Here is an 18,695-nt window from a genome sequence, read left to right as displayed (position 1 = left end):
TCTATTCCTCCGCCAAGGCATCTTCCAGCGTGCCTTTGATTTCCAACATGTCTTCCTCGCTGATTCCGAGGAACGGGCGGGCCGGGATCTTGATCGTGACTTTGACCTGTTGTTTACGAATCCAGCGCTCGCCGATCCGGAAGACAAGGCCTTTCGACGTCTTGGCCCGGATCGTGACTTCGCGGCCTTTTTCTCCGAATTGATGGGTGCGGGCATAGATTTTGTTCGTGCCGACCGCAAACCCGCTAGCGGAAACGCTGCTCTTGATCGAGTTCTTCAGGCCTGCCGTATCTGTCAACGTTGTGCCGCCGTTTTGGGAGGCTCGGATCGACGACTGCCAACCTTTGCCGTCCGGCCCTTTTTCCTCCTTGAATCGCTCGCGCGTCGAAGTCCGTATCGCTTCGGCCAAGACCCGGCCCACACCTCGAATATCGACTTCTTCAAGCTGCCGCAGCCGCTTCATCAATCGCCGGACGTCGCCCTCCAGTCGAATGCTGAACATGATCACATGCCCCGCATGCTATCTCGCGAGAATCGCCTTTCGCTTGAATGAGCGGAGAAGGCGGCGCTCGCCTTTTGGGCGTTACCGACGCCGCTGACGCCGATATCGATCATGCCTTTGGCTACATTCTCAAAGAAGCGGATCGCGGCATTGTACCGGTTCAAGTAGTTCTTGTCCTTCTCGGACTCGTCAATGCCGATGCGGGAAAACAAGTTGTATATGGCGATGTCCTTGGCAAACTTGTTGATGGCCTTCGGAACGACGGAAAGGGGGACGGGGTATCTTTTTGCAAGATACCCGTCAATTTCCCCAGCGGCGTCGGCAATGGCCCCGGCGATGATCGGGGCGATCTTCAGCTCGCGCTCGTCCGGATCGTCGATATATTCGTTACCGATCAGCACGTTCAACGCGTCGTCTTTGATCATGCCCCGAACTTCTTCGTTGGTGCAGTACATCAGAACCACCCTTTCAGGCCGATAGTTTCATAGCTTGAGGAGTATTAAATCTCTTCGCCAGTAGACCCGTAGGCCATTTGCCAGAAGCCATAACCGGCATTGCTGCGGCCATCCACACCATAAAGGAACTGCTTCTTCATGAAAACGTTCGTGTCCGTTTCATTTGTCAGAGATACGAACTTCGGCTCTTTCCGCTTTTGATAAATGAGCGGTTTGAGCGGGCGGTTCGTGCAAAGCAGATACCAGGCGTCATCCGCTCCGGCAAGTTCCGGAACAACCAGCAGTTCCGCTGTTCCTTTCAAAGTGTTCGTCGTGCCGTCAATTTGATCGGCCAGCAGAATCTTGCGGCCTTCCTTTTCGTTTGCTGGAGCCACAACCAACAAATTCGGAACCAGTTTCAGCGGCTTGTCTTTCTCGTCGGTGAGTGACATGATCTCCGTTCTGGCCGCGCTATACGAATCGGGAGAAAGCTTCTTCTTACCCTTGTTGCTGACCGTCTTCTTGCCTAGCTTGTGATCTGTGGCAAAGAAAGGTTTCTTGTCATAGCAAGGTTTAGTGAACCCCTCACGAAGTAACCCGAACACAAGATCATCTGGATATAAGGCGGCACTTTGGCCCATTTCTTCGACAATCGGGGTATAGATCCCGATACTGTCATCCTCAATGTCGTTACGATCCACGCCGACCGTCAATTCATGGTCCTTGTTCTTGATGGTATAGTCGGATGCTTCCAGGTTCTGAATTTCACGGTCGCCAATCCATTCCCGCATCTTAGGAAATTTGCCTAACCACTTGTAGTTTTCTTCGCGGGTCGTGCTAGGAACGAGGGTCGCGACTTGCTCCCATTTCGTTTTCGATTGATCAAAGGCTTTCTGGAAGATCACCTTAAAGCCGGTATAGATACCCCGAAGGGCTTGCTGGTTTACGATCATATGAATCTATTCCTCCTCGATAGTGTTTTTTGATTCATTCAAGCGAATGTGATGAAGGACGGGATTACAGGATTTCCACGATGACTTCAGATCCTTCAAATCCCAAGACTTTTCCGGCCACGCTGGAATCCGTGGCTGTGACGGAAACAGTCTCATCGTCTTCGATATAGCAGTTCTTCAGTACATCCTTTTGAGCGATAGCTCCGGTCGCCGAGTTATTGAAGGTAAATACGCCGCGGGCAACCCGGACTGTAGCTGCGCCATCCGCCCCGGCTGTGTTATCGACGAATTCTTCGGATCGACCGGCTGCCGTTAAATCAGGCGCTTTTTCACCGGGGATCGCAAATCCATCCGCATCAAGGGCGACCAGGGCTCCATCAAAGATTTTGGCCCCGCCTTTTACGGGGAGTACGATCAATCTTCCAGCGAATTCCGTAGTGTTTCTTCCTTGCGTCAGCATGCTTTTAGCTCCTTTCAGAGAGTAATTGTTATTTGTCGCCGTATTTTTCGAGGTCTTCCTGGGATACGCCCAGCTGCTTGCATACGGCCAGCGTCGTTTCGTCGTTCGCCGGGGCTTTGTCCTTATTGGCTTCGATGTCGAGCTCGCCAAGAGGAACAGTTTGCGGCGCTTTCTCAACAAATTTGGCAAACCCCTGCGGATCTTTGAGTGCATAATCCTCAGCCCATTCCTTTTGAGCTGCGGAGATCTTGCCGTCTTTCAGAGCTTTTGTGACCAGCTCGTCCGAATCCTTTTTGTCGAGCCGGGCTTTCAAAGCCACAAAGTCAGCTGCCGGTACAAATCCGTTCGGGTTTTTAAGCGCCATGATTGCAGCTGCAACATCCTCGGTTTTTGCAGTCTCAGGTACGCCGAGCAGGCTAGTGATGGTCTTATTAGCTACCATGCCGTCTTGTGCGGCAAACTGTTTGCAGCATTCCTTTACTTTTGCAATAATTTCCTCGTCTGTCGCGTCGTCGGGTAATCCCAGCATCTTCGCGCATTCCTTCAAAAATTCATTCATCTTGTTTCCTCCTTGTTCATTTTGGATTTCTTCGTACTCGGTCACGTCAATCGAGTTGACGATCGGGAACATACCATCGATCGCCGGGGTATTCGTCAAAGCAACCGAGTGTAAAACAACAGCTTTGGTATCAGCTTTTCGAACCAGGACGACAGGTGACAGGTAACGGTATTCCTTATTCTTGAGGTACTCCACAGCCTTCGGTGTCCATTCCACTTTGGCGGCAATCGCGTCAGGCTGGAGGATGATCTCTTTGATCCAGCCTCCTGCAGGAGCCTGCACATTGTCGAGGGTTTGATGCTCATAGTCCACAACGATGTCCAGGTTCCGTTTTTCCATGGCTGCCTTCATCGCCTGGAAAGACTCGTCATCGACGACAAAGTCTCCTTTTTGCGATTTCACCAGGCCAAGGGGCAGTATCTTAACGATGTCCGGAACACCTTCAACCTCGGTGGCGGCAGCCGAGCAAACGATCAGTTTTTTGATTGTGATCACCTCCTTACCCGTCATTTGCATCTGTAACGACGTTAGAACGCGTTATAACGTCGTTAATAGATTCATAGCCACTATTCGGTAGTCAAAATAGGAAGGCGTCTTAAACGGCCTTCTAGGGGCTCGTTTTCGTTTTTCGTTTCTCTCGCTGCTCAAACGCCTTTCGAAGCGGCTCAGGGTAGCTGCTGACATCCGGTTTGAAAGCATCCTTGGCCGGGTTCGTCGCGAAGTTTGGATCGGGAATGATGTTCGTGAATCGTCCGTTCACTTCTGCCGATACCGGCGGCGATGTTTCGACCGTTAGGCCGCGCTCTCGAACTTGCCGCTCGGAAAGTGTCTTGACGCCGCAGCGGCAGCGGAAGCCGTTCGGCGGATACCAGGTATTCCAGATCGGGTCATCCGCCCGGAAGACCCGGCCATCCATCGCAAGGTGTGAAGGTCGGGTGTGCTGATCGTTCACGGCATCGTACTGCCAGTATGGCCGCAGCCGCAGGACGGACGGATCGGTCATTTGCTTGTAATGCCCGACGTTGTAGGCCGTCTGAACGTTGGTACGGAAGATATTGTCCGCCTGAAAGTTCGTAATCCCTTCGTAGCCTCTGCGCTCCAGAAAGTCGTTCATCCGATCCTTGAATTCCCGCATCGTCCGACCTTCCTCAATCGCCTTCAGGAGCTCGTCCTGAAACTTCTTGAGGATCTGAATCTTGCTATACCCCGAAACCGTAAATGCTTGATGCCGGTATTCCTCGGCCAACTGATAAAATTCAGAAGACTTCAGAAGGAGCTTGTTTCCGAAAAACTCGGCTGCCTCCTCAAACTTGAAGTCCGGCTCGGTCAGCAGCTCAAAGAGATCCTTCATACATCATCAGCTCTCCCCGTCAGGTCGGCGTAAAACATCGACTTTGCCAACAGCTCGTCGAGATCCTCGACGTCCATCTTGGCATATAGCGAGTTTACGAAATCCTGATCCTCCAGATTGGCCTTCAGCTCATTCAAGCTTTCAGCCTTGCCAACCATATTGAGAATCGGGGCGAAAATCTTAGAGAATACATCGGCGTTATGCTTGATGGCCATATCGGCCAGGGCATCAATTTGCGCCTGTGTTGATGTGGATTTCCCTTGATCTTTCAAAACCTTCAGATCGGAGAGCGACTCCTTGAACGGAGCAGCTACGGCCACTGGCGGCGTAGCGATTTCTTCGTCAGCTTCAGGCTTTGGAATGCTGAACTTCTTGTAAATGTGCGATGTAGGAACCTTGAGCCCAACCTTGGAGATCAAGGTGTCGTAGATCTCGGCTGTTTGTTTAAGGTCGTCCGCTTCTTCACAGTCAAAGCGAAGGTAAGGAATCCGTCGATCCTCTCCAAAATTGAAGTAGACCAACGGGCGGATCAGATCTCGCCGGAGCGTCGCCGCCAGCGCTTTACAGTCAGCGACCGTTAAGTCGTGCCGGACCTCGTTGTGCGTTTTCGATTGGGAATATGATCCGCTTCCGGAATCCGAAGTTAGCGTTTGGCCAAGGATCGCCTTGGAGATCTGCTCGTCGCAATATCTTGCCAGTGACTCATATACATTGATGCTCGTCGTCTTGCTGGATTCCTTGAACTCGATCTCCGTACCGTTCGGAATAATTCCGGCGGCGTCGGTCCCGATCTGGATCAACGCACGCATCAGGGCAAGCTTGTCATCTTCCGAAGCAGACGGATCGTATTTACCAAGCCGCAGCGGCATGCCAAACACTTCGCAAAAGCTAACCCAATCCTTCAGGTCGTAATTTTTGAACAAGTACATCCAGGCGACAACGCGTAGCACCCCCGCCCTGGATGGATGTCCGGATCTTGCTTTGTAGCGGTGAACTACAAATTTATTAGGCACGAGAGGTACTCCGTTTGGAGACTCACGAGTTGCGATTTTCAATACATCGTCGTTATCCCATATGAGGCGTTTCGGATGACGCCATTTGATATCCTGGATGACGGTATGGCCATCGTCGTATTCCCATATGATTTCCGATACCGAAATGCCCTTTCCGATCGCGTCGAGAAGGTCGATGAAAATGTCTTCGAGGTTCTCCAAAGCTTGAACCTGTTCCTTGACAAATTCAGCGATCTGTTTGTCGAACTCATCGTCCGAAAAGGGGATGATCTCGTAGTCGAGGCCGGTTACGGCATTCTTACGGGTTTGGAGCTGGCTAAACAAATGAGGATCTTTCTCCTCCATTTCTTCAAATAACTCCATCTGCCGGAGCACATCACCAGCATCCGCTTCCCGGAAGATTTGCGCGAGACGCTGCGGAGTCAACCCGTTCGACGGGTAGCTCGAATATTTGTCTTGAACCTGGGCGACGCTGATTTCCGTCATATCCGGTTTGGGGGTCGGGGCAGAGCGTTGTTGCTGTTTGCCTTTACGTTTTGCCAATTCGATTCACCCCCTTAATATCCGCCGCGCCGAAATTTCAGCGCCCGGCTGATGACTGATTTGTAATCTACTTTGTTGGTCGTCTTGATGCTGAGTGCCAGGCGAACGGCCATTTCCAAACCGTCCGGGCCATCGTCGTTCCGGCCCATTGGAAACTCCTTGAGCTGCTGAAGCAGCGTTTTGTGTTTACGGGAAAACTTCAGGTATCGGTTCTTGACGAGCGGTTGCAAGCTTTCAATCCGCATGAATTTGTTCTCGCGGCTTTGGATCTCCTCGATCGGGAGGTACTCGCCAGCTTCCGCCGACTTCTTCGCCAGGACATCCTTGAAGTAGTGTTGGAATTGCACCGTCTCCACGCCGAACCGGTAGAATGGCTTTTTCAGTTCCCGTTTGGCCCGTTTCGACATTTCGATGGCGTCGTCTATAATGACGTCTGGATGGCGCTTTTCAATCGACGCTTCGGCCACATACATGTAGCCGGTGACGGTGTCCTTGGCGATGACGATAATCGAGCTGGTATCCGATTTCTTGTTCTTCCCGAGCGACGGGTCGTTTGCCGCAACAAGAATGAATTTCGGTGCCGAAAAGTCAATGGAAGGATCGTCATCGTAAAAGTCGAACCATTCCTCGTTGAAGGTACAACTGTCCGGATCGATCGGATCATTTTGGATTTCCGAGTTAAAGGATGCGTCGCCCTCGGAAAGCTTGATGATCATCAGGTCGTAATAGGAGAGCTTCTCCTCCCAAAGGACTTCTGTTCCTTCCAGCATGGCTTCCCGGTTTTCCTCAAAGTACGCAAGAGCGTCTCCCTCGCGAGCCGGATTGTCCAGATCGTTATAGATAACTTCCCATACTTCCCACAGGCTTTCCTCGGTTGAGAAGCTGATAACCCCGCGATAAGTAACGCATTGATAAGATGGGTTCTTCAGCACCTTGGATAGCAGGGAATCGTAGTGCAGAATCGTACCGATATACACGATATCTGTATAGGTGTCCCCGGCCTTCGAAACCGCTTTGTAAAACCAGCTCTCCAGCTTCTTTCGCTGCTCCGGCGTGTTGACATTCTCGTCGTTTTCAACATCGTCCAGGACGAGGAGATCCGGACGCCAGTTCCGATGTCGGCGGCCGCGAATCTTCTTGCCGCTGCCGATCGCTTCGACCTTGATGTCCGTAGACGTCAGCAGCACGCTACCTTTCCAGACCTTCCCCTTTAGGCTGCCGAAGTCTTCAATGACTGCGGCATTGTCTTCCAGCTCGGTCTTGATGTCGGTGAGGAAGCCTTCGGCCTGGTCGCTGCTGTCCGACAAGATAATCGGGTAATGCTTGTACTCATAAACCACGGCGTGAAGGGTATCTTTGAACGTGAAGTTTGTCGATTTTGCATGACCCCGGGGAGCAGCAGTTCCCCGATGGCAGCCCTTGGCCCGGGAGATCTTCTTCTTGTCGGTGATCGGGTTCAAGCCCTTCATGACGCCTTGCGTCCAAATTCGGTCCAACTCGCCGTGAAACTTGGGCGACTCCCGTACAAAGTAATGGGGTAGGTATGCCCGGCCAAAGTATTCTAGATCGATCGCGCCAAGCTTTTTCCGTAGCCCGTTCGGTCCGGTCAACTCATCGCCTGCCTGGTACGCCTGCCAGAGTGATTGGCGGTACTCAGCGTGTTCTTCATTCCTACAAACGTAACGCTCGAAGAGATCCCGCTGATAGGCGAGGTTCTGGATCTGCTCCTTGGCCTCGTCGTCCTCCTCCAGTTGGCGGATATAATCGTCCAGCTTAATCATCGGCCATCATCTTTTCCTTGGCTTTTTGCAGAACCTCTTTCAGTTGGGCGGCCAGAGCAGCGTCCGACTTGATCGCCGCCATGATGTCGGATTCCATTCCGGAGAATGCCAGGTCGATTTTCTTCTGCATGTCCTGGCGGACCTTGTCCTTGTAAACCTTGCTACGGGACAAGGCGACCATCAGCCGTCCGGCCTTATCCAGATCCATTTCGTCCCATTCCTCTTGAGCTTGCGCCATCTTGCGCGTCAGCTCACCGGCCATGATCTGCATAGCGCCCTCGGTATAGTCGGCATCCGGGTTTTTCTTAATCAGTTCAACCAGAGCTCGGGTCTGTTCTTGAGCTTCCAATAACCGCTGGGTCGATTTATCCAATCGCAGGGCATAGCGACCGACTGCCGATTTACTGATCGCATAACCTTGATTGTCCAGGTACTCAACGATTTCCCAATACGTGATTCGAGTATCGGCCAGCATGGAATCGACCTGATCCTTGATGTGTAGCGGTAGATCGTCAATAAGACACCGTGTTCTGCGCTTTGCCATTAGAGCGTCACTCCCGGGTCATTCGGCGTGGAGCCCTCCAGGAGGTCGATTCCTTTGACGGTCAGCCGGATAACAGCATCATTGGCGTATGCCGTATAAGAGTTGATCCTGGCATCCGTAAACTCGATGTATTCTTTGCCTATGAGGTAATCCAAGTGTTTGGAAATGTCCGGACTCACGATTACGCCATCATTGACCATGACGTTAACGAGCTGCCGACAAAGTAGGGAATTGTTATAGCCCTTGACCAACGACCGCAGAATGTAGCCGCGAACCGCCTTGTTGTGCTGTGCTCCGCGATATTCTTGTTCATCCAGTGCCATGTTGGTTGCCTCCTTTCAGGAGCACGTCGTGGATCTTCTCCAACTTGTTGTCCACGTTGTTCATCGTGCGGATGAAGTCCTCCCGGGTGGTGTAGATAAAGGGAAGATCCGACTTGAGATTTTCGAGCTTTTCCTCAAGCGCATCCACACGTTCTTCAGTCTTCTTGTTTTGAGATTTTACTTCGGCGAGCGTTGACTTTAGAAAAAAGCCGATAACTCCGATGCCGAGCATCGTGGCCGACTGAATGATCCAGGAGTAATCCACTAGGCCGCCTCCTTCAGCTCCAGGACCTTGGACTCGATCGTGTGCTGGATATAAGCGTCTACGTCGCCGAGGGTTGTCGTCAGGACGGCGAGATATTCCGGCTCCAACATCTTGAGCACTTCATCGAAAGCCTGTTTCCCCAGTGCGAGCAATTCCTCCCTAGAATTTGTTCCGCTTTTGATGCCTTCCCGAATCGCTTTGGCCGCCGTTTGTTCGGTCGATTTGACCGTCTTGGTCGCCACATCGTCGAGTCGAGTGAGGGCCGTCAGGACAAGAGAACGCTGCTCATCATTGTCAATTTTCTGCGCCTCAAGCCGCAGCTTGGCGACGGCCTTCTTGATGTAGTACATGACGGCTGCACAGAGCAAAGTCAGCACGCCGAGCGCGAGGTTTGTCAGTATGTCTTGGATGGAGTTTTGCATCGTGATCCTCCTTCTTTTTGAGAATAAAAAAACCAGTATAGGCAATGTCCTATACTGGTATCGTAACTTGCAGCGCTATTCGTTTTTAGAAGGGGTTCCCCACGTAAATGCCCCGTTTTCCACAATTAGGGAAAACTGATTATCATCAATGATAGCGGGCGGTTTTTCGCCTTCGACGATCTCCCGAATACGTCGTTCACTGAGCTCATACTTCCGTGCTAAGTGCTTCTCGTTGTATCCCGTGTATTCCTCACGGATTCGCTTGTCCCGAATAGGGCGTTTGAAGAAATCGAGCGTCGGGAGGTAGATCTCATCACCGCCGGTCATCTTCACAAGCCTTATCAAATTATCAATGCCAATCGCCTTGGCGTATGAACAGTAGGGTTCCGGGATCATGTCGGCAGTCAATTCATTGAGCCAGTCTTCCACGGGAATATCACCTCCCATTATAGCAGGGTCATTTTATTTGGCAATCACCCGGCTTTCAACCCCGAAGCCAAACGGACTTGATCTGCGAGGCGATTAAACTCGTCCCGGGCCTCTTTATATTCCTGAACGATGTACCAACCGGCAGAGAGGAAGCGGATGATCTTTTCGGCGTCACCGGGCTGAATGTCCGTTCCCCGACGCAGCTCGTCCGCCAGGCGGTTGAACTCGTCCGCCATGTTCTTTTGAAGAACGAACCAGGCAGCAGAGAGAAAACGGATGATCTTTTCGGCGTCGCCGGGCTGCACCTTGTGTTTGATCGCTGGAGGCGTAACAGGCTTGTCCGCTTCGGAAGTATCCCACCAGCCTTCACCGCCGTAAGATTCATTGAAATCGACGGTCATGCCCGTAAGAGACTGACCGTTTTTGTACTGATAGACATTAGCCTTCGAACTCTTTTTACCACCCGACCAGGCGTAAGTTTGCCAAAAGGCCGATGCTGCTTTCCGCTTCGACATCTCTTCGATGACCCGGTACGATCCATAGACACCAACTTTATATCCGGGAATTTGGGAAGCAGCTGCCTTCAGATATGCTTCGATTTTATCGAAATCCTTGGCCTGGGCGTCATAATCCACGGCAAAGTAGATGACGCTACCGACCGGCTGCTTGATCAGCTTCGCCTCCTTGAAGGCTTCGGCTCCATCTACCTGGCCCGCCGCCGATCCTCCAGCCGGACGCGAAGCCGAAGTCTCGAAGACAGAAATCACTTTCATTCCAGCGGCAGTAATGGCCTCAGCTTCAGCACGGTTCAGGCGTTTCCATCCCAGGCGCTGCGGCACTAAATACCGAGCGGCAAATGTGTATCCAGCTGTCGCGATTTTTTTGGCATTCGCCGCCGTGATCGGGGCGGCGCAATCAATTCCTTTTTTCATTGTTTTCTTCCTCCTTCTGGATGGATGTGTATTTTTGCTAAAACGACTTTTTTCTGAATGTGCATTACTCTTTAACTTCCCAACCCCAAATCATCCATGTTGCGGGATTGTACCATTTCCCTTTGTATACTCGTCTTGCCGTTACAGAATCAACCGAATTTTGTTCGCCGCACTTAGGGCATACCGGCATGAGGAGAGGGATCGAAAAAGTCATTTTCCCAACGATTTCATTACAATGATTGCATCGTGCGTATTCATCCCACACTTCATTCACTCCTTCGTAATCTTACTATAGTGAATTTCCAGCTTTAGTTCCGCCGGATCATAGGCGATCTCAGCGATTTGTCGATCTACCGGTTGCTTGTGTACTTGCTTAAGCAGACTTTCCAGGCTAACGGCTGCCGATCCGGCGGTCAGCAACCTGCTAGGAAACAATACGAATGATCGATTAGGATCGGGAGGAGTTGCAAATGGTATCGGCTCAGCACTAGGTTTTGTTTTGGCCATTAGGATGCACTCTCTGAAGCCCTACGAATAATTCCTTTGATCATATGGCCGTTTCCTTCTTGGTAGGCCTGGTCGGCAAGCCGCTTCACTTGATAGTGGAATGAAGACGATCGTCGCTTTTTAGAAATGACTACAGCTTCAACCGGCTTTGATCCGTCCCGCTTGTAACCGCCTAATAGCGGGTTAGGAACCAGCTTATCCACAAGGACGATATCTCCGATATCCGCCGATTCTCGAATGATCAGAATTTCTTTGACCTTTTTCGTGACTTCACGCTTAAGGGCGGCCTTTTGCTTTACTGTCATCTTAGAAACATTGACTGCGTATTTACGGAGATAAATAGCCCGCATGGCTAAATCGAATTTATTACTGTTATTTGCGCATTCCAAAGCTAGGGCATTGATGCATCCAAGCTGATCGATCCATTGAAACTTCTTAGGGTTTAAGAGGGAAAGCTCTTCCTCATCATTGAATGTCATTTCCTTGAGTCCTCCTTTGCCAAAAATTTTGAGAATCAAACTAAATCTTTGAATCGAAAATTCAGCAGCAGCGGATCTTCATCCGAGCCCAGGAACATTTGGCCGATATACTTTTTTTCTGTCTTGGCGCTCCGAGACTTTTCGAACAGTCGACCGGCGGTAGCCTCCGAGAGGAAGCCGATCAGATCCTCGAAGTATTCGCTGGTGTAAATGATCGGCAGCCCCTTACGATAACGGAAATCAACAATGCCGTAAAATTCCTTGACCCAGGTGTCTTTTTGACTTTCTTTACAAACGTCATCCACGATCAGGATCTCGCAGTTATAAAGCCGCTTTCGGATCTCGTCCACTTTGTAAGCCTCATCAGGGATGTTGTAATAGGCCATCCACTCCGTGAACCCGGAAACCCAATTAAAGAAAACCGGCTGAACGCCAAGCTCGACGAGCGGGACGACGGCAGCCGTTGAAAGATGCGTCTTGCCAGATCCCGACTTCCCCAGGATGCCAAGCCAAGGAACCCCTTGCAGCCCCTGGCCTTTCTTTACGCGAGCGGCCAACGTATCGGAATACTCCTTGACCAGCTTGTACACTTCGGCCACCCGGCGATCCACGCTTTGAACATCGAATGTGTCGAATGTCTTTTGGACAAATTCCTCGCTGATATTGCTGGACTTCAGCATCCGCTGGACCCGCTTTCGCTCCTGGCATTTGCATTCTACAGCGAGGTTCTGTTCCGGATAGAAGACGATGCCTTCGTCTTGACATAGCGGGCAATCAAAGACCGGAGAGTCTTCGACGGAAGGCTTCTTGGGCGTCTGTGTCGCGCCCTGGGCTCGCAGCGCCTCGACCCTTTGCAGCAGGCCGGGGAGGTACTGGTCGATCGCTTCCATGTGCTGCGCCTCCTTTTTGGTTCCGCTTGTTCCGCATGATGCCCCGGGTGTAATCCTCCCGGTGGGTCGGATATTTTTCAATATGCGTTGAGAGGGACTGGATCACGACGTCGGAATCGAACTTGTCCCAGTATTCATATTCGCGTTGCTTTATGTTCTCGGAGATTTTCCCTGAGCGACGGGTGAAGCGTACCGTTTCCCAATATGCTTCAATGACTGCCTTTTGCGCCGGTGTGTACCGATCCAGCAAGTTTGCCATCAGCACGAACTCCTTTCGTAGACCAGCGGCATCCTGGCCAATCTCTTTCAAAGATGAACTGCCGCAGCTGCTCGTCAGTCTTACCTTCTATTTCATCAAGGGGTAAGGAGCAGGGCTCCCCGGCGTGAGCTGCGTAACCAACATAATCCCGGGCCGTCTTAATCAGATCGGACCGACTGAAGCGACGAAGAATACCCCTCAGCTCCTGGCTGTCCGATGGCGTAAGCATGACAGGGTTAGCCATTGACCGATGATCCTTTCTCGCGAGCTCGGCGTTTCATGTTCTTCAGCGCCTCGATCGTTTTACTGGCAGCTTCCGGCGAGAGGTAGCTCGGGTGACTGACATGAAGCCGGTTCTCCAAGAAATGCCGAAGCCTGCGCGGATCGCTTTTCCAGCCGAGTTCTTCCGCCAGTTTGTTGATTTGCCAGATTTGATTCGGCGTCGCACGAGTTGGCGGATAACCCTTGAGAAGCGAGGTTAAGCGGTCAATGACTTTTATAGCTTGATTCTTGCTCAGGGCCTTAATGCTAGTAGACCTGGTCACAACTTGGACCAGGTCATGCAGTTCGTCGTCATTCAATTTGGCTTGCTTTGCGAGGCCGTAGATCTTCTTGATTTGCGGATAGGTGATCTTCTCCATGGCGGGCACCTCACAGATCGGCCAGCTTCTCGCGGTCTACCTCATACCAAAATGTATCCTCGACCGTGAGCGTCGCGCCGACCTTCAGGATTTCATTTTCCGGGTACTTCTTCAGGTTGTCCTTATCGATCTTCTCCGGTGGCTGGACGATACAGTCCGTCATGCCGAACTCCTTGATCTTGCGGATCACTTCCGCCAGCTTGGCAGCAGCGCGAGGAAGCGCAATCTTCGTACTCTTCCGATAGCCGGTCCGGCCGAAGTTAATCTCCTTTGTCTTCCGATTTCCCAGGTCGTCGCGGTTCGCCTCGACGAACTCCTTCATCTGGAGCTCCAGCAGCTTGATACTTTCCTTGTGCGGCTTCGCCTCCATTTCGGCGGCGAGCTTGAGGTCTGAGATCTTCGTGTTCATGTCCGCCTCGATGCGCTCGACGGCGAGCTGACACTCGCCGATTTCCTTCAGCGTCAGGTCCACGTCGTCCCAGCTTTTGAGTGCCGGAGCGTCCGGCAGTTTTACTCTTGCCATGCTAATTCCTCCTCGTGTTCAATTTCAATGAATGTATGGATATGCTGACCGGCTGCACAACTAAAAGCGCAATGCTCCTCGCGGTACAGCTGATCGGCGTCAAACACGGTAATCACTTCCCAAAGATGGCGTTCCATTTCCTCCATATTCTGCTGAAAAGGATCTCTGATGAAAATCTGACCATCGATGACCGCATAGTCCGGAGATCCGCAAAGAACGATCCCAACCTCGCGATCCGTAAGCCCGGATATAATCGCCACCGGTCTTATGGCGACCGGCAGCACAACATGACCTAAAAGTGCGAAGAGACGAGAAATAGGTTCGGTTGGATTGGTGAAGGCAGTCATGGCCGCACCCCCTACAGCATCATCATGGCCGTGGCGTTCTTCACCGTTTCGGCGGTGATCAAGCCGCTGCCGACGCTGGCATCGTCCAGGCATTTCTGGAGCAGCTTGGACAGCCAGCGAATGCCGCCCTTGGATGTGCGGGTAATCAGGCCGACGATTTGCGATTTCGCCGCATCGTTCATGTCGTAGTCCTGGAGGATGGTGAGGATCTCGTCGCGTGAGAGGCCTTCCGTCTTATAGAGGTAATCGATACGGCTATCAATCTGCCCGTAGTTCTCCCCGATGGTCCGCTTCTTGAGTTTCTGTTCAACCCACACCGGACCGGCCATGATCAGGCTGTTGCCGTAGTCCTTGGTTTCGTCGTGAATGGTCCGAAGGATCTCGATCTTGGTTATGTTCTTAGCTGGCATCAGCTGCTCGATCTCGTCGATGATCAGGACGCGCGGGGCTTCCCGCAGCGTCTCGATGATGTCCTCAAGCATTTCCTCGCCGCGCCCGGCAGGGGTAGCACCCACGGCTTTCGCGATGGCTTTCAGCAGACCGGACCGACTCATCATCCCGTTAGCCCGGATAAAGACCGCTTTGTCATTTCGGGATGCGTACTCCCTCAGGGCGTGGGTCTTGCCGGTTCCCGCATTCCCCAGCACCGCGCCGATACCATTCATGGCTTCGGTCGCGACGCACAGGCCCAAGATGTTACTGGCGTCCTTGGTTTTGACGAAATCAGCTCGTTTGGTCGCGGCCACTTCAAGGGCAGCCGGTTGCGGGCCGATCGTGTCGTACATGTACTTTTCCAGCGCTGTCAAAACCTCCTCAGAGGCTTGGCCGGTCTTGCGAAAATTCCAAATGTATGTGTGTGACTTGCCGATTGCATCGGCGATTTCCTTCTGTTTCACGCCCTGACGATCAATGCGGTCGGTCAAAAACTGCTGAAGTGTGTCGATTCGTTTGGTTTTATTCATATCAAGAAGAGCCATTGCCATTGTAATTCCTCCTTGTTATCTCACGTTTTGAAGGAAGGCCTCGCCGATCTTGCCGAAGAAACTGCTGGCTTCGGTAGAGGTTGATCCTTCGGATTCTTCATCCAGCTTTTTCATGTCGCTTGCCATTTTGCTTGTCCGATTCAGGCGAACCACATTCGATGCGGCAGCCGGCTTTTTGCGGGTGTTCTTACCACAAACGATATCGAGGATCTCTTCATCGTCGGTGTAATCCTCCAGGACCATTCTCCGGGCTTCAGCCGCAGTTACGCCGTAACTGTCCAGGGCCTCTTGTGTGGATCTGCGAGCAGCCGCTTTTCTGCGCTGGAGTTCCTTGTGTTGTTCCTCGGTCGCGAACATGGACAGCATTTCTTTGGTTTGTGCCTTACAATGCAGCTTGCCATTGTGGTAAACGTAAAGCTCGTCCAATCGGTTCGGATCGTAGCGAACTGTAACCGATTCGCCTTGCAGATTGTACAGCGCGTCGTCGTGGAAGAATACGCCGAATTTCTTGATATCCCCGCCCGAGGAAACGGCGGCTTTATCCGACTTCATCATGAGGAGATCCAGTTCTTCTTCCTGCGGCATGTCCAGACGATAGCGCTCCTCAGATTGATAAACCTCCAGCGGAGTCATGCCGTTCAGTCCGGCATGCGGAGTGTTGTTGTACTTCTTCATGTACCCCTCGATCAGCGTGGCGACCTGATCGATGGTTAGGCCCGATATAAAGAGCTCCTTCTCGTTCAGATCGTGAGGCCGTTCAGCCGGTGACTCTCCGCAAAAGCCAAGCACGTAACGGCTCATCCGATCACTGAAAGTTCGAAATGCCCGTTCGATCGGTTTGGCTTTGGCGTTATACGGAAGCGCGAACCGTGTGCCGATCTCTAGAGATTTGAATAACCCTTCCTGCTCCAACGTGAAATCGTGAAGCGGTGTCCGTTTGCCGCCGTTCAGGTGCTTGTTCTTGTATTCCTTCCCGTTATCCATGTACACATAGCCCGGCAGCCCCCATATCGGGGAGTCCTCCTTCGGAAGGATTGCATGCCGTATGGCCAAACCGACAATGTGACTGCTGCCGTGGGGGCCGATACACCAGCCGACGAAAGCCCTCGACCTCATATCCATCCAAGCCGACAACGTAAAACGCTTGATCGAGTTGCGGTGAGGAACGAGGATCGCGATCGTGTGACCGTCACCGACCCACATTTCATTAGGCTTGAGTAACGTAAGATCGCGCGTCGCCTGCGGCAAATACTTCGCTTCGAAAGCTTTCTTTCCGTCCCGTGCCAGCGACAATTCCGGTTTAGGTATCCGGGCGATCTCGCGGTACATGGTCGCCTGGGAGATCGGCTTCCAACCTTCTTGTCCGCACTTCTTTAGGTATTGCTCATATACGATGGAGCCCTTTGGTTGAAAAGGCTGCATATAGAAACCGCGAATGAAGTGGGCTTCTTCTCGGCTTAGCTTACGGGATCTGCCCCGGGTTTCGTGCGGCTTCCGGAGCAAGGCCGAAAGCCCGCCCTTTTCGTAGTCATCCATCCAGCGGTACAAGGACCGTTGGCTGACCCCATACTCATCGCACAAGGTTTGAATGGCGGAAACCTTAGACCCGTGCGGCAGCGCTTTGACTTGCTCGATCAGGTCGATACGGTGAAAGGCGTCCAGCAAATACTTTTCCAATTTCCCCTGGCCATAGATCTGCTGAAGCTCGCCGAGTGTGTACTGCTTTTTCTCATCCTCAATGTTGGCCTGATCCACTTGGTCATCTTCGGAGTGTTTGCGGAGATATTCCCGCTGCTTGTCCGCCGGAAGGGATGTTAGGTCGATCTGATAAATTTTCCGGTTCAGGCGGTTCGTTTTTTCCCTGGTGCGAAATTGACCTTTTTGAGCCCGGATCTGTACGGCTCTTTCCGTCAAATTATATAGTTCGGCCACATCTTTAATGGGCAGCCATACGCTCACGCAATCACCTTCTTTATTTTCAAGTTCGCATCGTCTATACTGAGATAGAGAGTATAGATGATGCGGTTACGATTCCGGGAGCGGCTTTGTGGATAAGGGCTCCCGGTTTCACATTCGGCCGTCAGTTTATGCTCTCTCTTGCTGTTCATTGAATGTCCCTCGCAACTTCAATTTTCTTTGGATGCCTTCTTCTCTTCCAATCTCATACCCGACCGAATGAAGCATATTCTGAACCGCTGCGATTTTCGCACTCAGTTCCACGACAACTTGATTAAGCTGTTCCTTCAGCACTCTTTCCTGTTCCTCCAGGAATGCTGCATAGGATTCTAGCGCGGATTTCTGAGCCTGGGAAAAGGTTAGCTGATTGGACTCGGATTGAAGATTTACGCCTCCGAGAATCTCCTTCACGATCCCCATGGCCCGCTCCGTCTGAACAGACGTAACGTCAACCGGTTCTTTTGTCATCTGCTATATCACCTCCTTCTGCTGGTCATCTTGATCCAAGCCAAGCCGGAAGCGAATCATTGTTTTGTACTTGGTACCGGACCGGCGCCCACGCAAAATATCGGTCAAGTAATTTTCATTCACGCCGATATCGTTAGCCAGTTCCCGTTGCGTCATGTTTAGCTCAAGAAGACGCATTTTGACCTCCACCCCGAAGGAAGAAGGCTTCGTTAAAACTTTGCTCACAGGCACTCACTCCTTTCATGTTGCATACCCTAAGATGGAGGCATTACTTGCTTTCATGTTGTGCCGTTAGAAACTCGATTCATTTAGCCGTCACACCGTGGCGGCTTTTTTTTGCACTCACCACCTTTCATGAGAGTGTCCGGCAATAAGCCGGTAATTTTCTTCGTGCTATTCAGTTTTCAAAGAGCGGACCACAATTTGAAAATCTAGCTGCTTGTGATAGGCGGTTTATCCAAATTGTGTTAAACTGATGCTGTGATTTCGTATCTAAACCTATTATAGTTTTAATATTAAAACGGGTCAAGTGATTTTGATCTAATATTAAAACTCAAAAATGCATTTTATTTCGAAAGGGGTTTTAATATGGGAACGATAGGGGAGCGACTAAAACGCTTGAGGGAAGAGCAACATATTTCTTTAAATGATTTGGCGATGTCCACTAATCTATCCAAAGGTAATTTGAGTAGCTACGAAAACAACAAAATCAAACCATCAGCAGATGCGCTTATTTCGTTGTCTGACTTCTATAATATTTCGATTGATTGGATCTTAACAGGCAAAAACAGAACCCCTCTGCAAAGCACAGGAACCGATGAAACTTCAGATTATTCTACAGATGAAAAGTCCTTGATTAAAATATTCAGACTACTAACTGAAAGACAAAAGGGGAAAGTTGAACGTTATGTTGAGGAGATGCTTGAAGATAATGAGGCCCCCGGGTCATCGATTTATCGAAGTGGAGAAGAGACCGCAACAAGTGAAAAGGCGGGCTAATTTTTTGGCCTTCATGACGTGATTTCGTATCATTTTTTTTGCTTTTCGCTTTTTCGCATTAGCTTTCTGATTTTAATCGCAATTGAAAAGCCGCCATCCCTTTGTTAGCAAGGGATCAAGCGGCTTTTCGCA

The 18,695-nt window shown here is 51.3% G+C and carries 26 protein-coding genes; 1 reads left to right on the top strand and 25 read right to left on the bottom strand.

What is annotated here, in order from left to right; genetic code table 11:
• Nucleotide 1: 1 nt before the first annotated feature.
• The 25 genes from C557_RS0104845 to C557_RS0104725 form a co-directional block, all read right to left on the bottom strand.
• The gene (locus tag C557_RS0104845; RefSeq protein ID WP_018750705.1) at nucleotides 2-502 is read right to left on the bottom strand and encodes a phage virion morphogenesis protein; all 501 of its coding nucleotides are present in this window, start codon (nucleotides 500-502) and stop codon (nucleotides 2-4) included.
• 2 nt (nucleotides 503-504) lie between these two features.
• Entirely contained in the window at nucleotides 505-927 is a 423-nt protein-coding gene (locus C557_RS0104840; protein WP_240472920.1) for a DUF1320 domain-containing protein, read from the bottom strand.
• Nucleotides 928-1,001: 74 nt separating this feature from the next.
• The gene (locus tag C557_RS0104835) at nucleotides 1,002-1,889 is read right to left on the bottom strand and encodes a Mu-like prophage major head subunit gpT family protein (RefSeq protein WP_018750703.1); all 888 of its coding nucleotides are present in this window, start codon (nucleotides 1,887-1,889) and stop codon (nucleotides 1,002-1,004) included.
• 64 nt (nucleotides 1,890-1,953) lie between these two features.
• Nucleotides 1,954-2,349, bottom strand: a complete 396-nt coding sequence (locus C557_RS0104830; protein ID WP_018750702.1) for a hypothetical protein — start codon at nucleotides 2,347-2,349, stop codon at nucleotides 1,954-1,956.
• 28 nt (nucleotides 2,350-2,377) lie between these two features.
• Nucleotides 2,378-3,403, bottom strand: a complete 1,026-nt coding sequence (locus tag C557_RS0104825) for a phage protease (protein WP_240472919.1) — start codon at nucleotides 3,401-3,403, stop codon at nucleotides 2,378-2,380.
• A 112-nt stretch (nucleotides 3,404-3,515) separates the two neighbouring features.
• Complete coding sequence (locus C557_RS0104820; protein WP_018750700.1) at nucleotides 3,516-4,259, bottom strand: phage head morphogenesis protein; 744 nt, start codon at nucleotides 4,257-4,259, stop codon at nucleotides 3,516-3,518.
• A complete protein-coding gene (locus C557_RS0104815; RefSeq protein WP_018750699.1) occupies nucleotides 4,256-5,815 on the bottom strand; it encodes a DUF935 domain-containing protein in 1,560 nt (519 codons plus the stop codon). Before C557_RS0104815 ends, C557_RS0104820 begins: the two co-directional genes overlap by 4 nt.
• A gap of 14 nt (nucleotides 5,816-5,829) precedes the next feature.
• Nucleotides 5,830-7,596 (bottom strand): phage terminase large subunit, encoded by a 1,767-nt coding sequence (gene terL / locus C557_RS0104810; RefSeq protein WP_018750698.1) that lies wholly within the window; start codon nucleotides 7,594-7,596, stop codon nucleotides 5,830-5,832.
• On the bottom strand, nucleotides 7,589-8,140 hold the full coding sequence (locus C557_RS0104805; protein WP_018750697.1) for a phage protein Gp27 family protein: 552 nt from the start codon (nucleotides 8,138-8,140) through the stop codon (nucleotides 7,589-7,591). The genes terL and C557_RS0104805 overlap by 8 nt, the downstream gene beginning before the upstream one ends.
• Nucleotides 8,140-8,463, bottom strand: a complete 324-nt coding sequence (locus tag C557_RS0104800) for a hypothetical protein (protein WP_018750696.1) — start codon at nucleotides 8,461-8,463, stop codon at nucleotides 8,140-8,142. The genes C557_RS0104805 and C557_RS0104800 overlap by 1 nt, the downstream gene beginning before the upstream one ends.
• Nucleotides 8,450-8,728: a hypothetical protein gene (locus C557_RS0104795; protein WP_018750695.1), complete on the bottom strand. Its 279-nt coding sequence runs from the start codon at nucleotides 8,726-8,728 to the stop codon at nucleotides 8,450-8,452. Before C557_RS0104795 ends, C557_RS0104800 begins: the two co-directional genes overlap by 14 nt.
• Entirely contained in the window at nucleotides 8,728-9,150 is a 423-nt protein-coding gene (locus C557_RS0104790) for a hypothetical protein (protein WP_018750694.1), read from the bottom strand. Before C557_RS0104790 ends, C557_RS0104795 begins: the two co-directional genes overlap by 1 nt.
• A gap of 75 nt (nucleotides 9,151-9,225) precedes the next feature.
• Complete coding sequence (locus tag C557_RS22955) at nucleotides 9,226-9,579, bottom strand: Mor transcription activator family protein (RefSeq protein WP_018750693.1); 354 nt, start codon at nucleotides 9,577-9,579, stop codon at nucleotides 9,226-9,228.
• Nucleotides 9,580-9,623: 44 nt separating this feature from the next.
• Nucleotides 9,624-10,511, bottom strand: a complete 888-nt coding sequence (locus tag C557_RS0104780) for a DUF1906 domain-containing protein (protein ID WP_018750692.1) — start codon at nucleotides 10,509-10,511, stop codon at nucleotides 9,624-9,626.
• 270 nt (nucleotides 10,512-10,781) lie between these two features.
• Nucleotides 10,782-11,018, bottom strand: a complete 237-nt coding sequence (locus C557_RS0104775) for a hypothetical protein (protein WP_018750691.1) — start codon at nucleotides 11,016-11,018, stop codon at nucleotides 10,782-10,784.
• Nucleotides 11,018-11,497 carry a hypothetical protein gene (locus C557_RS0104770; protein ID WP_018750690.1) on the bottom strand — a complete coding sequence of 160 codons (480 nt, stop codon included), beginning with the start codon at nucleotides 11,495-11,497 and terminating at the stop codon, nucleotides 11,018-11,020. The genes C557_RS0104775 and C557_RS0104770 overlap by 1 nt, the downstream gene beginning before the upstream one ends.
• Before the next feature lie 35 nt (nucleotides 11,498-11,532).
• Nucleotides 11,533-12,387: an ATP-binding protein gene (locus C557_RS0104765; protein ID WP_018750689.1), complete on the bottom strand. Its 855-nt coding sequence runs from the start codon at nucleotides 12,385-12,387 to the stop codon at nucleotides 11,533-11,535.
• Between the two features lie 209 nt (nucleotides 12,388-12,596).
• Complete coding sequence (locus tag C557_RS22950) at nucleotides 12,597-12,890, bottom strand: hypothetical protein (protein WP_018750688.1); 294 nt, start codon at nucleotides 12,888-12,890, stop codon at nucleotides 12,597-12,599.
• A complete protein-coding gene (locus tag C557_RS0104755; RefSeq protein ID WP_018750687.1) occupies nucleotides 12,883-13,287 on the bottom strand; it encodes a phage protein GemA/Gp16 family protein in 405 nt (134 codons plus the stop codon). The genes C557_RS22950 and C557_RS0104755 overlap by 8 nt, the downstream gene beginning before the upstream one ends.
• Before the next feature lie 10 nt (nucleotides 13,288-13,297).
• The gene (locus C557_RS0104750; protein WP_018750686.1) at nucleotides 13,298-13,810 is read right to left on the bottom strand and encodes a host-nuclease inhibitor Gam family protein; all 513 of its coding nucleotides are present in this window, start codon (nucleotides 13,808-13,810) and stop codon (nucleotides 13,298-13,300) included.
• Complete coding sequence (locus C557_RS0104745) at nucleotides 13,798-14,157, bottom strand: hypothetical protein (protein ID WP_018750685.1); 360 nt, start codon at nucleotides 14,155-14,157, stop codon at nucleotides 13,798-13,800. Before C557_RS0104745 ends, C557_RS0104750 begins: the two co-directional genes overlap by 13 nt.
• Nucleotides 14,158-14,168: 11 nt before the next feature.
• Nucleotides 14,169-15,140, bottom strand: a complete 972-nt coding sequence (locus C557_RS0104740; protein WP_018750684.1) for an AAA family ATPase — start codon at nucleotides 15,138-15,140, stop codon at nucleotides 14,169-14,171.
• Nucleotides 15,141-15,155: 15 nt separating this feature from the next.
• Nucleotides 15,156-17,099 (bottom strand): Mu transposase C-terminal domain-containing protein, encoded by a 1,944-nt coding sequence (locus C557_RS0104735; protein WP_018750683.1) that lies wholly within the window; start codon nucleotides 17,097-17,099, stop codon nucleotides 15,156-15,158.
• A 126-nt stretch (nucleotides 17,100-17,225) separates the two neighbouring features.
• Nucleotides 17,226-17,564 (bottom strand): hypothetical protein, encoded by a 339-nt coding sequence (locus tag C557_RS0104730; RefSeq protein WP_018750682.1) that lies wholly within the window; start codon nucleotides 17,562-17,564, stop codon nucleotides 17,226-17,228.
• A 3-nt stretch (nucleotides 17,565-17,567) separates the two neighbouring features.
• Nucleotides 17,568-17,789 carry a helix-turn-helix domain-containing protein gene (locus C557_RS0104725; RefSeq protein WP_018750681.1) on the bottom strand — a complete coding sequence of 74 codons (222 nt, stop codon included), beginning with the start codon at nucleotides 17,787-17,789 and terminating at the stop codon, nucleotides 17,568-17,570.
• Nucleotides 17,790-18,152: 363 nt separating this feature from the next.
• On the opposite strand from C557_RS0104725, the gene C557_RS24040 reads away from it, so the two are divergent.
• Nucleotides 18,153-18,563, top strand: a complete 411-nt coding sequence (locus tag C557_RS24040) for a helix-turn-helix domain-containing protein (RefSeq protein WP_018750680.1) — start codon at nucleotides 18,153-18,155, stop codon at nucleotides 18,561-18,563.
• The last annotated feature ends 132 nt before the right edge of the window (nucleotides 18,564-18,695 follow it).

Source organism: Paenibacillus sanguinis 2301083 = DSM 16941, assembly GCF_000374825.1.
Taxonomy (GTDB): Bacteria; Bacillota; Bacilli; order Paenibacillales; family Paenibacillaceae; genus Fontibacillus; species Fontibacillus sanguinis.
Note: the sequence above shows the minus strand (reverse complement) of the source record. Positions and strands in the feature narration are given on the sequence as shown.

Bases quoted from the DNA above. Each gene is read 5' to 3' on its own strand.
- C557_RS0104845 (WP_018750705.1), bottom strand. From the start codon at position 502: ATGTTCAGCATTCGACTGGAGGGCGACGTCCGGCGATTGATGAAGCGG.
- C557_RS0104840 (WP_240472920.1), bottom strand. From the start codon at position 927: ATGATCAAAGACGACGCGTTGAACGTGCTGATCGGTAACGAATATATC.
- C557_RS0104835 (WP_018750703.1), bottom strand. From the start codon at position 1,889: ATGATCGTAAACCAGCAAGCCCTTCGGGGTATCTATACCGGCTTTAAG.
- C557_RS0104830 (WP_018750702.1), bottom strand. From the start codon at position 2,349: ATGCTGACGCAAGGAAGAAACACTACGGAATTCGCTGGAAGATTGATC.
- C557_RS0104820 (WP_018750700.1), bottom strand. From the start codon at position 4,259: ATGAAGGATCTCTTTGAGCTGCTGACCGAGCCGGACTTCAAGTTTGAG.
- terL (WP_018750698.1), bottom strand. From the start codon at position 7,596: ATGATTAAGCTGGACGATTATATCCGCCAACTGGAGGAGGACGACGAG.
- C557_RS0104805 (WP_018750697.1), bottom strand. From the start codon at position 8,140: ATGGCAAAGCGCAGAACACGGTGTCTTATTGACGATCTACCGCTACAC.
- C557_RS0104800 (WP_018750696.1), bottom strand. From the start codon at position 8,463: ATGGCACTGGATGAACAAGAATATCGCGGAGCACAGCACAACAAGGCG.
- C557_RS0104790 (WP_018750694.1), bottom strand. From the start codon at position 9,150: ATGCAAAACTCCATCCAAGACATACTGACAAACCTCGCGCTCGGCGTG.
- C557_RS0104780 (WP_018750692.1), bottom strand. From the start codon at position 10,511: ATGAAAAAAGGAATTGATTGCGCCGCCCCGATCACGGCGGCGAATGCC.
- C557_RS0104775 (WP_018750691.1), bottom strand. From the start codon at position 11,018: ATGGCCAAAACAAAACCTAGTGCTGAGCCGATACCATTTGCAACTCCT.
- C557_RS0104770 (WP_018750690.1), bottom strand. From the start codon at position 11,497: ATGACATTCAATGATGAGGAAGAGCTTTCCCTCTTAAACCCTAAGAAG.
- C557_RS0104765 (WP_018750689.1), bottom strand. From the start codon at position 12,387: ATGGAAGCGATCGACCAGTACCTCCCCGGCCTGCTGCAAAGGGTCGAG.
- C557_RS22950 (WP_018750688.1), bottom strand. From the start codon at position 12,890: ATGGCTAACCCTGTCATGCTTACGCCATCGGACAGCCAGGAGCTGAGG.
- C557_RS0104755 (WP_018750687.1), bottom strand. From the start codon at position 13,287: ATGGAGAAGATCACCTATCCGCAAATCAAGAAGATCTACGGCCTCGCA.
- C557_RS0104750 (WP_018750686.1), bottom strand. From the start codon at position 13,810: ATGGCAAGAGTAAAACTGCCGGACGCTCCGGCACTCAAAAGCTGGGAC.
- C557_RS0104745 (WP_018750685.1), bottom strand. From the start codon at position 14,157: ATGACTGCCTTCACCAATCCAACCGAACCTATTTCTCGTCTCTTCGCA.
- C557_RS0104740 (WP_018750684.1), bottom strand. From the start codon at position 15,140: ATGGCAATGGCTCTTCTTGATATGAATAAAACCAAACGAATCGACACA.
- C557_RS0104730 (WP_018750682.1), bottom strand. From the start codon at position 17,564: ATGACAAAAGAACCGGTTGACGTTACGTCTGTTCAGACGGAGCGGGCC.
- C557_RS24040 (WP_018750680.1), top strand. From the start codon at position 18,153: ATGGGAACGATAGGGGAGCGACTAAAACGCTTGAGGGAAGAGCAACAT.